This is a genomic window from Nioella aestuarii (assembly GCF_050896395.1).
Lineage (GTDB): Bacteria > Pseudomonadota > Alphaproteobacteria > Rhodobacterales > Rhodobacteraceae > Nioella > Nioella aestuarii.
This window is the reverse complement of sequence record NZ_JBPBBA010000023.1, coordinates 36,525-49,670: the sequence shown is the minus strand read 5'-3', so window position 1 is coordinate 49,670 and position 13,146 is coordinate 36,525. Positions and strand designations below refer to the sequence as shown.

10 protein-coding genes are annotated in these 13,146 nt (G+C 61.7%); 1 reads left to right on the top strand and 9 read right to left on the bottom strand.

From position 1 onward, the window contains the following. Positions 1-39: 39 nt before the first annotated feature. Both ACROHD_RS13475 and ppsA read right to left on the bottom strand, forming a co-directional pair. Positions 40-1,089 (bottom strand): hypothetical protein, encoded by a 1,050-nt coding sequence (locus ACROHD_RS13475; protein WP_432678596.1) that lies wholly within the window; start codon positions 1,087-1,089, stop codon positions 40-42. An 82-nt stretch (positions 1,090-1,171) separates the two neighbouring features. Beyond that, a complete protein-coding gene (gene ppsA, locus ACROHD_RS13470; RefSeq protein ID WP_432678594.1) occupies positions 1,172-3,562 on the bottom strand; it encodes a phosphoenolpyruvate synthase in 2,391 nt (796 codons plus the stop codon). A 136-nt stretch (positions 3,563-3,698) separates the two neighbouring features. Between ppsA and ACROHD_RS13465 the strand changes: the two genes are divergently transcribed. Beyond that, a complete protein-coding gene (locus tag ACROHD_RS13465; protein WP_432678592.1) occupies positions 3,699-4,043 on the top strand; it encodes a hypothetical protein in 345 nt (114 codons plus the stop codon). Between the two features lie 167 nt (positions 4,044-4,210). Here the strand turns inward: ACROHD_RS13465 and ACROHD_RS13460 are convergent, their stop codons facing one another. The 7 genes from ACROHD_RS13460 to ACROHD_RS13430 all read right to left on the bottom strand — a co-directional run bounded on the left by ACROHD_RS13460 (position 4,211) and on the right by ACROHD_RS13430 (position 13,137). Continuing rightward, complete coding sequence (locus ACROHD_RS13460; protein ID WP_432678590.1) at positions 4,211-5,089, bottom strand: ester cyclase; 879 nt, start codon at positions 5,087-5,089, stop codon at positions 4,211-4,213. Positions 5,090-5,312: 223 nt separating this feature from the next. Beyond that, positions 5,313-6,317: a GlxA family transcriptional regulator gene (locus ACROHD_RS13455; RefSeq protein ID WP_432678588.1), complete on the bottom strand. Its 1,005-nt coding sequence runs from the start codon at positions 6,315-6,317 to the stop codon at positions 5,313-5,315. After that, positions 6,314-8,380, bottom strand: coding sequence for an ABC transporter permease (locus tag ACROHD_RS13450; RefSeq protein ID WP_432678586.1), 2,067 nt, complete (start codon positions 8,378-8,380; stop codon positions 6,314-6,316). The genes ACROHD_RS13455 and ACROHD_RS13450 overlap by 4 nt, the downstream gene beginning before the upstream one ends. Then, complete coding sequence (locus ACROHD_RS13445) at positions 8,377-9,435, bottom strand: quaternary amine ABC transporter ATP-binding protein (RefSeq protein WP_432678584.1); 1,059 nt, start codon at positions 9,433-9,435, stop codon at positions 8,377-8,379. The genes ACROHD_RS13450 and ACROHD_RS13445 overlap by 4 nt, the downstream gene beginning before the upstream one ends. Positions 9,436-9,442: 7 nt before the next feature. Next, positions 9,443-10,396 carry an ABC transporter substrate-binding protein gene (locus tag ACROHD_RS13440; RefSeq protein ID WP_432678582.1) on the bottom strand — a complete coding sequence of 318 codons (954 nt, stop codon included), beginning with the start codon at positions 10,394-10,396 and terminating at the stop codon, positions 9,443-9,445. A gap of 178 nt (positions 10,397-10,574) precedes the next feature. Then, entirely contained in the window at positions 10,575-12,209 is a 1,635-nt protein-coding gene (locus tag ACROHD_RS13435; RefSeq protein ID WP_432678580.1) for an ABC transporter ATP-binding protein, read from the bottom strand. Between the two features lie 4 nt (positions 12,210-12,213). Then, the gene (locus tag ACROHD_RS13430; RefSeq protein WP_432678577.1) at positions 12,214-13,137 is read right to left on the bottom strand and encodes an ABC transporter permease; all 924 of its coding nucleotides are present in this window, start codon (positions 13,135-13,137) and stop codon (positions 12,214-12,216) included. Positions 13,138-13,146 lie beyond the last annotated feature (9 nt).

Genomic DNA, 13,146 nt, shown 5'->3' with positions numbered 1-13,146 from the left:
AACGCGGGCCGGGGTCTTCGCGCCCCGGCCCGGATTGCATTATTCCCCGAGTGCGTTTTGCAGCCGGGTCACGACTTCGGCCACCAGATCGGGATTGGCGCGGGCCTGTTCCACAGCGGCAGTTAACGCCGCGCGCGAGATCGGGCTAAGCTCTGCTGCGTCAATGGCCATCAGCGCGGCATCGGCGTCAAAGCCACCCGCCTCCATCGCGCTGTGATCTTCTGACATGTCTTCGTCCGTGCTGTCCGCCGCGTCGCCCATGCCTTCGGCAGAGTCGTCGGCTTCCTCGGTCATGTCATCTTCCGCTACATCCTCCTCCGAGACGGCCATGGACGCGGCAAGCGCCAGTTCCAGTTCCGCCACGCGGGCCTCTGCCGCTGCAAGAGCTTCGGCCAACTGTCCTTGCGACGCCCTCATTTGCTCCAATTCAACCGCATCAGCCGCTGCGGCGGCTTCCAGTTCCACGACCCGGGCTTCTGCGCCGGCCTGTGCGGCAATGGCTGCGGCAGCCGCGGATTCAGCGATTTCAGCCTGGGACTGTAGCGCTGCGGCCTCTGCCAAGGCGGTCTGCGCAGCCGTTGCCGCTGCCCCGCTGGCGGCTTGAGCTCCATCCAGCGCAACAAGCGCCGCCTCGCGGGCAGCAATCGCCGCGTCCCGTTCGCCGTTGGCGGCACTGAGCGCGGCCTGCAAGTTGGCAACCTGTGTCTCCAGTTCTACAATCCGGGCCATCTGGTTGACATCCGGTTCAGCGGGGGCCGGAGCGGCGGCAGTTTCCACACAAGGCCATTTACCCGCATCGACGCCCTGGTCGATCTGGACGCCCGTGGGATCGATAAAGTAGGTCACGCCGTTGCGGGTGACGACGTAGACATCTTCGGTCAATACACTCAGCGAGCCCGCCCCTTCGGCCAAAGCGCCATCCGCGATCACGAAACGTTCCGTGCGACCCGCGATCTGGCAGTCATAGATTGTCGCTCCGCCGCCGGCCTCTGCGGGCGCGGGAGCAGGAGCCGGCTGCTCGAGCGGAGGGCCAGCCAAAGCGGGGCTGGCCATCAGCGAAACAGCAAGTGCGAAAGTTAATCGGGTCATGTCAGGTCAGACCTCCATAAATTCAGGTTTTGAAAACATTCACGTCTGGCAAAATCCGGACGCCTCCCGCCTCGCAGCCTACTCAATCGGGGCCTTTCTGCATAGCCTCGGCCTTTGCGACCTGCGCCTTCACGGCGGCAAAGCTGTCAGGTGTGACGGAAATCGAGTCGATCCCTGCATCAACCAGAAGCTGCGCGAATGCCGGGTTGTTCGAGGGCGCCTGCCCACATAGCCCGATCTTGCGCCCGGCCGCGCGGGCCTTTTCGATCACTGTGCGGATCATCCACAGAACCGCCGGATCGCTTTCGTCAAAGAGCTTGGCCAGCCGGTCGCTGTCGCGGTCCACCCCGAGTGTCAGCTGTGTCAGGTCGTTCGATCCGATGGAGAATCCGTCGAAGCGATCAGCGAATTCTTCGGCCCGGATCACATTGGCCGGAATCTCGCACATCACGAAGACTTCCAGCCCCGCACGGCCCCGTTCCAGACCTGCGCGCCCCATGACCTCCAGCACGCGGTCAGCCTCATCCGGTGTGCGGCAAAAGGGGATCATGATGGCGACATTGTCGAACCCCATCTCTTCGCGCAATTGCCGGATCGCCCTGCATTCAAGCTCAAATCCGGGGCTGTAGGCCGGGTCGGTGTAACGCGACGCGCCCCGAAAACCGATCATCGGATTTTCCTCGTCGGGTTCAAACGCCCGCCCGCCCAGAAGCTCGGCATATTCATTGGTCTTGAAATCGCTCATCCGCACGATGACCGGGTGCGGATAGGCGAAAGCCGCGATCTGGCTTAGTCCGCGCGCCAGCTGATCGACGAAATAGTCCGGTTTTTCGGGGTATCCCGCTGTCAGCGCCTCGATCTGGGCACGCTCGCCGGCATCCGTCACGGTGTCGAATTCAATAAGCGCCATCGGGTGCACCTTCACGGCGTTGTTCACCACGAATTCCATCCGAGCGAGCCCCACCCCGTCAGCAGGCAGCCGCCACCAGCGGAACGCGGCAGAGGGGTTGGCCATGTTCAACATGATCTTCGTGCGCGTTTCTGGAAGGTCGGACAGGTCCAGTTCCGCCACCGTGACTTTGGCGATCCCGGCATGGATCAACCCATCCTCCCCCGCCGCGCAGTTGACGGTCACGTCCTGCTGATCGTGCAGCACATGGGTCGCGTTGCCGGTGCCAACGATGGCCGGCACCCCCAGTTCGCGGCTGACAATGGCGGCGTGCGACGTGCGCCCGCCATGGTCGGTGATGATCGCCGCCGCGCGCTTCATCACGGGGACCCAATCGGGGTCAGTGTTGGAGGTCACGAGAATGGAGCCGTCGACGAAGCGGTCAATGTCAGCTACGCTTTCGATCAGGCACACCCGGCCTGTCGCCACCGCATTGCCGACGCTGAGCCCCTGCAACAGAACTTCGCCCGCGCCATCCAGCGAATAACTGCGCAACGCGCCCGCCTTGCGCTGGCTTTCCACGGTTTCGGGCCGGGCCTGCACGATAAAGAGCTCGCCCGTATCGCCATCGCGTGCCCATTCCATGTCCATGGCGCAGCCGTAATGGCGTTCGATGGTGGCGGCCATTCGGGCGAGCGACAGGATCTCCGCGTCGCTTAGCACCCATGCCGCGCGTTCGGCCTTCGATGTTGGTACGTTGCGCACCGGTGCTGGTCCCGCCCTCCCTAGGATCATCTTGATCTCTTTCGCGCCCCTGCGCTTGCCGACGATGGGGCTGAGGCTTTCATTCCCCAGAAACGGCTTGAATACCTGGTATTCATCGGGGTCCACCGCGCCTTGAACCACATTCTCCCCAAGCCCCCAGGCCGCGTTGATCAGGACGATCTTGTCGAAGCCGGACTCGGTGTCGATCGAGAACATCACACCCGATCCGCCGGTATCGGCGCGCACCATGCGTTGCACACCGACAGACAGAGCCACGGCCATATGGTCGAACCCCTTCACCTCGCGGTAGCTGATCGCCCGGTCGGTAAAGAGCGAGGCAAAGCAGCGACGGCAGGCAGTCAGCAGATCGGCTTCGCCCTCAATATTCAGGAAGGTTTCCTGCTGGCCCGCGAAACTGGCGTCGGGCAGATCCTCTGCCGTGGCCGACGACCGCACGGCCACCGCCACATCCGCCTTGCCCGCCGTTTCACTCAGCGCCGCGTAAGACGACAGGATATCGCCCCGGATCTCCTCTGGCCAGTCGCCCGAGACAATGGCAGCGCGGATGGCACTGCCCGCCTCTGCCAGCGTGATCTTTCCCGCCTGCCAGCGTCCCACGGTCTCGGCAATCATCGCCTCCAGCCCATTGGCCTTGAGGAACGCGCGATAGGCATCGGCAGTGGTGGCAAACCCACCCGGCACGGCAATCCCCTGCCCTGCCAGTTCCTGAACCATTTCGCCCAGGGAACTGTTCTTACCGCCCACTAGCGCCACATCCGCGCGGCGTAGGTCTTCGAATCCGATCACGTAGCGTGCCATGTCTGTCCTCCATTGGGGCCGGGTCAGGCCGTTGGGGGCAGGTTAGGCGGGTTCGGGGGGCCGCTCCTTGATACAGGTCATGGTCGATTGACGCAGGGCGCGGCACAACCGATGCAACAGTTCACAGGAGCCGCCGATGACCCAAGACCTGACCGCCCGCCTCGCCACCGCCGACACGCTGGACGCTGACCTGCTGGCCGAGATCTGCACCGCCGCCTCTGCCACCTTCCCCGACGCCCCCGCACATCCAGAGGTGCTGTCAGACCCGACCGAGGCCGTCATGTACCTGATCACCCATTGCCTGCCCGGCTGGCATATCCACCTGACGGGTCAGGCCGCCGAGCCGAATGGCCACTGGCGCTGTTCCTTGCGCAAATCCGACGCCCATGACGATGATCTGATCGTGGGGACTGCCACCGGGCCGACGATCCCGCTCACCCTGGCGCGGGCGCTGTGGGACGTGGTGCGGAAGTCGGCTTAACAGTCGGTCGCCCACTACGCTCTCGATCAGACTTTTCGTTAACCCCGTCACAGTCACTTTTCTTTGATTGCACGAGCATGGTCCGCAATGCGGGACTAGGCCGTCGTTCGCCGCACAGCTAGAACTGTTGCTTGTTTGCGCGGCTGACAGACGGCGTTGTGCGTGGGTTACCAAAAAGGCAGCGCATCGGGCAGTGCTTCTCCACAACTCTTGCACTTCCGATCCGCGTCAGGACCGCGAGTCATCTTACCGCAGCCATCACAGCGGACCATCAGCGGATTCATCCGCGCCTTCGTCCACACCGATGTGTAGCCTTGGGACGCAAGAGTGCCGTCATACATGCCCTTTTGAACTTCAGCGTGTGCCCCTTCCTTCATGACGCGGCGCGAGGCTTCGGGACTGTCCCACGCCGAGATCGTGACCATGCGGTGGCCAATCACAGCCGTCGTTGCCCCGATGAAGCCATCCATCTTCAGCATATCAATCAGCGATGCCCTTGACCCTTCACGCACCTGCTGGACGCATTCGTCGTTCCGGGCGTGAAGCGTGGTGATCGAGAAGGCCACCGGCTCATCCAGACGTCCGGTTTGCACCTCCGTTGACACCCCGAACTTGAACGGGCCTATCTGGCTGGGCTGAACGATGATGTCGAGCCCCAGTTGACGCGGCACGGCCCCACCGTCGAAATACCCTTTGACCGTGGCCACCTTGCCGTCACGCAGGGTGAAGAAGTCCGAACCTTCCACCCGCACCGATTTTCCCGTGGGCGGCAGTCCGCGCATTGACCCGGTGTTCGTTCCCAACATAACCCACTGAGACGCCGCCCGGTTCGGGCCCGTACTGTCCAGACTGTCTTCTTCGAAGCGAAGATCGGGGAAGGCTGACCAGAGCCCTGTAACATAGGCCTTTAACGCCGATCCGGAGATCGGTCCTCCCGTACTCGGGTCTTCATAGGTTCCATCTTCTGTTAAGCTGGCAAGAATGGCGTCCGCGTCTCGGGCGTTCCAACCCGCAAAATACGTTCTTACTGGCTCGAGGTCGGTCATATCGTGGTTCCTTTCAGTGCGACTTGGACCGTTGCACAATGCGTCAGCTTTCCCTTGCGGAAGATGCACGATCCCGGCGAGTCCAAAAAGAACTTTTGTACTGTTTTGCCAATGACCTTGTGATGCGGGAAGATCGCTGGCTTCACTATGGCAGGTCAGCGCGCATAGGCACGTCCCCTTCGGGCTCACACCTGCCGTTGAGGATCTCATTTCACCCCCAATGCTACCCCCGCCCCGCCGATTGGAACTTATGCGGTGAGACCCCGTATTTCTCCCGGAACCGACGCGAGAAATGGTTGGTCGATTCAAACCCGCAGGAGCTGGCGATATCGGCCACTTTCATATCCGTTTCCGCCAGCAGCATTCGCCCCCGGCGCAGGCGCAGGTCGGTGAGGTACTGCTTGGGCGTGGCCTTTACATGGGTCAGGAACAGCCGCTCGATCTGACGGCGCGAGACCTTGAAGCGGGTGGCGAGGTCATCGAGCGAGAACAATTCCTCGATATTCTCTTCCATGTAGCGCAGGATTTGCAGCAGCTTGCGGTTGCGGGTGCCGATAGAGGCCGCGCGCGAGGATTGCTGCGCCTCCTCCTCTGACCGATGCACAGGATGCAGGCACATGTTCAGCACAGAATGCGACAGGATCGGGCCGAAGCGTTCCGAGATCAGCCGCAGGAAGAGATCCGTCGCGGACGACCCGCCACCGCAGGTCACGATCCGGTCGTCGATGACGTAGAGCTGATCCAACGGCTCCAGATCCGGGAAGCTTTCACGGAAGGGCGGCATGTTTTCCCAATGAAGCGTGAAATCCTTGCCTTTCAGAATGCCTGCCCGCGCCAGCGCATAGGCCCCGGTACACAGCCCGCCCACTTGGTGCCCCATCCGCCAATGCTTGCGCACCAGTCCGGCGACCTGATCTGTGACGACCGTGTCGGGTTCCACCCCCGAGCAGACAAACAAAGGCCCGCTGATCTTGGCATCGACTATGGCGCAGGTCGCGCCAATCTCGATCCCGTTCGAGGCGCGCACGGGCTTGCCGTCCTGGCTGATTGTCTGCCAGCTATAGAGTTTCTGGCCGGTCAGCTGGTTGGCAATTCGCAACGGTTCGATGGCGGACGTGAACGCCAACATCGACAGTTTGGGCAGTAACAGGAAGCTGATGACTTCGGTCTTCTGCCCGGGGGGCAAATCCACATGCGCCACCCCCTTGGGGATGAACTCGTCGTTCATAGGCCGAGGGCCCTCCGCCGTTCTTCTGCGAACCCCTGTACTATGCGGTCGGCGATCAGGGCAAGGATGGCCATGGCCGCACCCGCCGAAATGCCAAGGCCCACATCGCCCGAGCCAAGCGCAATATAGATCGACTGGCCAAGCCCCGTGGTGCCGATAAGCGCCGCGATGACCAGCATTGCGAAGGCATAAAGGATGGTCTGGTTGAGCCCCAGAAGGATCGTCGGCGCTGCATAGGGCGCGCGCACCTCGCGCATGATCTGCCATTCGGTCGCGCCCGAGGACACAGCCGATTCCAGCATCTCGGGCGGCGTGGTGACCAACCCGTGCCTTGTGTAACGGATCATCGGCACGATGGCGTAGGCGATGATGGCGAGGAAGGCCGAGAACTCTCCAATCTGGAAGAACATCAGAACCGGGATCAGGAAGACAAACAGCGGGATCGTTTGCAGCATATCGCAGACGGGCCGGATCACCGCCCAAGCCGGTTTCGACACGGCCGACAAAAGGCCAAGAAGCCCGCCCAGAACCGCGCAGGCAATCACCGCCGCGCCGCAAAGGTAAAGCGACAGCATCGCGCGGGGCCAGAGGCCCGAAATGGCGATCGCCAGCATTAGGATGACCACAAGCCGCGTCAGCTTCCAACCGCCCGCGACCCATGCCACCGCGCCAAGCCCGACCAGCACGAAGGGCCAGGGCAGGTCCGAGACGCCGGTTTCCACCACGCCCGCCACGATCGGAATGCACAGTCCGAAGGCCATGCGCCCGGTCAGAGCCACGGCAATTCCGATCGCCCCCGCCACCGCAAAAAGTGCGAAGGACATGTTCGCCGTCCAGCTGAACCCCCAGGTAAAGGGCAGAACCGCGCCGTCCAGCCCGATGCGCAGCGGCAACAACCCATAGAACATCGCGTTGTTCTTGATGGAGTCGAGCGTCGCCCCGGCACTGCGGGTGAAACTTGTCAGCGCACCATCCACGGCCTCGACCGTCGGGGCCAGAACCGCCATCTCGCCGGGCGCGGGCAGTGCCGCCCATGCGAGGACAGAGGCGGCGACAGCCACCGCAAGGATGATCCACGAAATTCGAACGTCGAACCGGTCGCGCGAGGTGGCCATGCGGGCCGAGATCCGGTCAATGATGATTGCGAAAACCACGATGACCAAGCCGGCCAGAAGGCTCTGTCCGAAATTGGCCTGCCGCATGGTCAGCAGAACTTCCCAACCGATGTCGTCAAAGCCCCCGATCACCGCGGCGATGATGACCATCGACAGCGCTGCCATCAGCGCCTGATTGACGCCGATCATGATCTGCGTGGCAGCGGCGGGGATTTCCACCTGTACCAGCTGTTGCAGCCGGGTGGCGCCAGACATGACACCGGCTTCTTTCACCTCCGCCTCGACCCGCTGCAATCCAAGCAGCGTGTTCCGCGCCATTGGCGGGGCTGCGTAGATCGCGGAGGCGATCAGGCCCACAACAGGACCAAACCCGAAGAGAAGCAGAAGCGGCGTGAGATAGGCAAAGGTTGGCACCGTCTGCATCAAATCAAGCGTTGCCTCGATCCAAGGTCGCGCGCGGGCGCTTTCGTTGGACCAGATGCCAATGAGAAGCCCAAGGGTCAGCGCCAGGGGGACAGACACGAAAACGAGCGCCAGCGTGTTCATCCCCTCGACCCAATAGCCAGAGGCCAGAACAAATCCGAGTCCCACTGCCGACATCAGCGCCAAAGACAGTCCGCCAGCATACCAGCCAAGCGCAACAGTTGCGCCGATGATCAACGGCCAGGGAGTGTTCACCAACAGCCAGTTTACCCAGATCATGGGATATTCAAGGATCGCCGAGAGCAGCCGCATCGCCGGTCGAATGATGTCAAACAGCCAATCCAGCGACGCCCCGATCCATTCAGTCACCGGCAGCGTCCAGGCCTCGGGCCACACGGGAAGCAGATCAGTGACGGGTTCCAGCGCAAGGCAAAGTGCACCAACCAGCAAAGTCAGCAAAGCTGCGCGTGCGCCCGGCGTCAGGCGGTCGATCAGTGTTGGGGCGGGCAGGCTGACATCGCTCATGTGCGGTCCACCTGCAAGGCCTTGGCCAAATCGGAGGGGTGGATGTAGCCCGCCATCTGGCCATCACCGTCCCAAACGGGGACTGGCTCATAGAGCGACATGCAAGAGGCGAGAGCCTCCTCCAAGGTCATATCAAGCCGCAACTTTGGATCATCGGGCATGGTCGGCGGCGTGTCCGTATGCAGCACGCTTGCCAAACGGGCGTGTCGGCCCTTGGCCACATCGCGGGAAAACTCTCGCACATAGTCATCGACCGGGTTCAGCACGATCTGCGCGGGTGTTCCGATCTGCACGATCTTGCCATCGCGCATGATTGCAATGCGGTCGGCCAGTTTCAACGCTTCGGCAATGTCATGTGTGATGAAGACAATGGTCTTGTTCAGCGTCGATTGAATCTTCAGGAATTCATCCTGCAATTGCCGCCTGATGAGCGGATCCAGAGCGGAAAAGGGCTCATCCAGGAACCAGATATCGGGATTGGCCGCCAGTGACCGGGCGATCCCCACACGCTGCTTTTGGCCACCGGACAGCTCTCGTGGATAGGCATCCTCGCGGCCCGTCAGCCCCACCATTTCGATCACTTCAAGCGCGCGATTGCGACGTTCCGATCTGGATTGTCCCAGCATTTTCAGCGGGAAGGCCGCATTGTCGGCCACGCTCATATGAGGGAACAGTCCGAAATGCTGGAACACCATACCCAGCTTCTTGCGACGCAGCTCGATCAGGCGTTTGGGATTTGCCGCAAGGATATCCTCGCCATCAATGCGCACCGCACCGGCGGTTGGCTCCACCAGGCGAGAGATACAGCGGATCATGGTCGATTTGCCGGATCCCGACAGGCCCATGATCACGAAAAGCTCGCCTTCCTTCACCTCGAAACTGGCGTCCTGCACGGCGGGGATCAGCCCCTCGTCTCGCAGGGCATCGGCAGCGTCGGGGGCGGAACTGGTCCGCCCCTGCGCGTTTTTCAAACGGGTTTCGGCATCGCTGCCAAAGACCTGCCACAACCCCTCGACAGCAATCGCCGGGGTGCTGGTCGGGGCCGAAGCGGTCATGTCCCGATTACTCCGTCGCGGCCGCGATCATTGCCGCGATCGCGTCAGCATGGTCAGCGACATAAGCCGCTGCAACCTCTTCCACTGACATGCCGTCATTATCGACCATGCCCATCATCGGCTGCTGGTCTTCGGTCATGAATTGGTAGGCGGCGAGGATTTCAGCGGCGGCGGGCCACTGCTCCGCGAAGCCGGACCACGTGATCTTGAAGACGCGGGTCGGCAGGAAGTCACAGTCCGAGGTCGCGTTCGGGTTCGGTCCGACCGAAGCGTCTTCGTAGCATTCCGGTGTGCCCGGCGGCAGATCGACGAAGCGCACGTCATAAGCCGACACCGCCCAATGCGGCTGCCAGAAGACCATCAGAAGCGGCGTACCGCGTTCGGTCGAGGCGCGCAGTTCTGCGATCAGCGCCCCTTCGGACCCTGCGGGCACGGCACGGAACGGCAGTTCCAGACCGGCAGCGCGTTCAGCACCGGGGGTGCCCCAATCAGCCGGGTAGTCGATCAGGCGGCCCTGCGGAATGGTTTCAGCGGTAGCGAATTGCATGGCGCAATCGTTCAGTGCTTCCCACGCGGGCAGGCCCGGGCACAGATCTTCGACATGGGCGGGGTACGCAAAGCCTTCGCGCGCCACCAGGCCAAGGTCGCCGATATCCATCACGCCGCCGTCGTTGAGCACTTCGTAATACAGTTCCGGCACGTTCGAATCCCACACTTCCAGCGCGGCGTGGATCTCGCCCTCACCAATGGCGGGATACATGTTGTAGTAACCGGCGGTCACGTATTCGACGGTATAGCCCGCCTGTTCGAGGATCTGGCCAGCCACATGGGTGGACAGGTGCTGGCCGGTCCATTCGTTGATGGCAAGACGGATCGGCGTTCCGGTATCGCCCAGATCAGCGGCGGCAGCCGCACCGGTCAGCGCCAGAACAGACAGGCCAGAAAGAAGAACGGATTTCATGAGGTAGCTCCCTGAGGTCGTTTTCTTGGTTGGTTATTGTTTTAGTCTGCCGCCATTTCACATGGCGTTGCGTCGGATTTCCACACAAAATTACATATTTCCGCCATCTGGCCGTATGAAAACGGCCCGCCCCATTCTGGACAGGCCGCTTTTCGTCAAGCAATCAAGGCGTTCGGGATCATCCGCCCGCACGGTCCTTCAAAAGTTCTGTCAGCCAATCCGGGTCCATTTCCGGCACCGAGGACAGAAGCAGCTCCGTATAAGGGTCATGCGGCGGCTGGAACATTTCGGACTTGGGCCCTTGTTCGACCACCCTGCCCTCTTTCATCACGACGACCTCATCCGCGATGGCCTTCACCGTCGCAAGGTCATGGGTAATGAACATGTAGGCCAGGTCAAACTCCGATTGCAGCTTGTCCAGCAGCTTGAGGATGCCCTCGGCCACAAGTTGGTCAAGCGCCGATGTAACCTCGTCGCAGATGATGAACTTGGGCTCTGCCGCCAGCGCACGAGCAATACCGATCCGTTGCTTCTGTCCGCCCGACAACTCGGAAGGCAGCCGGTCGATATAGTCGTCAGGTTCCAGTTCGATCAGGTCCAGCAGGTTGCGGGTCCGCTCCTCCAGCTGCCTACCCTGCAATCCCAGATACATCTGTGCCGGACGGCCGATCAGTTCACGAATGCGCAGTTTTGGGTTCAGCGCGGTATCCGCCATTTGGTAGATCATTTGCGCCTGCCGCAGCTGGTCACGACTGCGATTGCGGTAATCGGGTGGCAGCGGCGAGCCATCGAACAGGATCTGGCCCTGCCTAGGGGGCAGCAGCCCGGTGATGACCCGCGCCGTTGTGGATTTGCCAGAGCCGGATTCGCCCACCACGGCCACAGTGCGGCGTTGATGAATTTCAAAATTGACATTCATCAAAACATCGACCGAGCCGTAGCCTGCCGTGATATTCTGCACCGAGACGACGGGTGTTGTACCGGCAGCAACGGGGGGCTGTTCTGCCCGCGCGTGGCTACGCACAGCCCACAAAGACTTGGTATAGTCCTCTTTCGGGGCCGACAGCATAGACCGCGTGTCAGCCTCTTCAACCTCATCACCTTTCAGCAGCACTTTGATCCGGTCGGCCATCTGCGCCACAACCGCAAGGTCATGGGTGATATAGATCGCCGCCGTATCGAACTGTTCGACGATATTGCGGATCGCGGCCAGAACCTCGATCTGTGTGGTCACGTCCAGCGCCGTCGTGGGTTCATCGAAGATGATCAGGTCAGGTCGGCAGGCCATGGCCATTGCGGTCATCGCCCGCTGCAACTGCCCACCCGAGACCTGGTGCGGATAGCGGAAACCGATCACGTCTGGCTCCGGCAACTGCATACGACGATAGAGATCCACCGCATCGCTTTCAGCCTCGGACCGGGCCATCACGCCATGCTGAACCGGCGCTTCGCAATATTGGTCCATCAGCTTGTGGGCCGGGTTGAAGCTGGCCGCAGCGGATTGCGCCACATACGCGATGCGCTTGCCGCGCAAATCGCGCCGCGTGGCTTCGGATGCGGCCAACAGGTCGATCCTATCAAAGACGATCTCGCCCCCAGATATTCGGCACCCGTCGCGGGTAAAGCCCATGGCGGCCAGGCCGACCGTTGACTTACCTGCCCCGGATTCACCGATCAGGCCTAGAACCTCACCCTTGTGAAGGGTCAGGTCGATGCCGTGCACGATTTCGGACCAGGTTTCATCGGCCCGCCCTTCGATGCGCAGGCCCTTCATGGTCAAGAGGACCGGTTTTTCGTTGTTTTGTTCGGTCATGACCTTACTCCTTCAACCCGCTGGCGCGATGCAACTGCCAGTCAACGACGAAGTTGACGGACACGGTCAGCAGCGCAATGGCCCCTGCCGGCAGCAGCGGTGTGATGTCGCCGAACGCGATCAGCGTTGCGTTTTCCTTCACCATAGACCCCCAGTCCGCCATGGGCGGTTGCAGGCCAAGACCAAGGAAGCTGAGCGCCGAAATGGCCAGAAACACGAAGCAAAAGCGCAGCCCGAATTCCGCCACCAGCGGCGCCATGGCATTGGGCAGGATCTCTCTCGTGATCAGCCGCCACAGCCCCTCACCCCGCAGCTTCGCGGCCTCGATATAGTCCATTACCACGATATTCAGCGCGACCGAGCGGGCCAGGCGGAATACCCGCGTGGAGTCGATGATCGCGATGACAATGATCAGGGTGATGATCGAGGTGCCGAAGATGGTCAGCAACAGCAACGAGAAGATAAGCGCAGGAATGGCCATCAGCACGTCCACCGTGCGGCTAAGCGCCTGATCCAGCCAGCCACCAACCGTTGCCGCCAGCAGCCCCAGAACGGACCCGATCAGGAAGGCCAGCATCGTGGTTGCAAACGCGATCCCAACTGTGTTGCGTGCCCCGAAAATCAGGCGGGACAGCATGTCGCGACCCAGATTATCGGTGCCCAAGAGATGCACCTGATCCCACGGCATGTATTCCGGCCCGACGACCGCCCGTTCCGGGAACGGGGCAATCAGCGGGGCGAACACGGCCACGATGATGTAGATGATGATCACCAGCATCCCGAAAGACGCGGTCAGCGGCGCGGTGCGCAGCTCTTTCTTGACCCCTTTCGGAGTGACGGCAATGGCAATGGTCCGGAATAGCCAGCCCGCAGCCATGCAGCCTGCGACGACAACAACGAACCAGAATAGTCCAATCAGAAAACCCATGATCCGCCC

Coding starts and splice junctions, on each gene's coding strand:
- ACROHD_RS13475 (WP_432678596.1), bottom strand. CDS start 1,089: ATGACCCGATTAACTTTCGCACTTGCTGTTTCGCTGATGGCCAGCCCC.
- ppsA (WP_432678594.1), bottom strand. CDS start 3,562: ATGGCACGCTACGTGATCGGATTCGAAGACCTACGCCGCGCGGATGTG.
- ACROHD_RS13465 (WP_432678592.1), top strand. CDS start 3,699: ATGACCCAAGACCTGACCGCCCGCCTCGCCACCGCCGACACGCTGGAC.
- ACROHD_RS13460 (WP_432678590.1), bottom strand. CDS start 5,089: ATGACCGACCTCGAGCCAGTAAGAACGTATTTTGCGGGTTGGAACGCC.
- ACROHD_RS13455 (WP_432678588.1), bottom strand. CDS start 6,317: ATGAACGACGAGTTCATCCCCAAGGGGGTGGCGCATGTGGATTTGCCC.
- ACROHD_RS13450 (WP_432678586.1), bottom strand. CDS start 8,380: ATGAGCGATGTCAGCCTGCCCGCCCCAACACTGATCGACCGCCTGACG.
- ACROHD_RS13445 (WP_432678584.1), bottom strand. CDS start 9,435: ATGACCGCTTCGGCCCCGACCAGCACCCCGGCGATTGCTGTCGAGGGG.
- ACROHD_RS13440 (WP_432678582.1), bottom strand. CDS start 10,396: ATGAAATCCGTTCTTCTTTCTGGCCTGTCTGTTCTGGCGCTGACCGGT.
- ACROHD_RS13435 (WP_432678580.1), bottom strand. CDS start 12,209: ATGACCGAACAAAACAACGAAAAACCGGTCCTCTTGACCATGAAGGGC.
- ACROHD_RS13430 (WP_432678577.1), bottom strand. CDS start 13,137: ATGGGTTTTCTGATTGGACTATTCTGGTTCGTTGTTGTCGTCGCAGGC.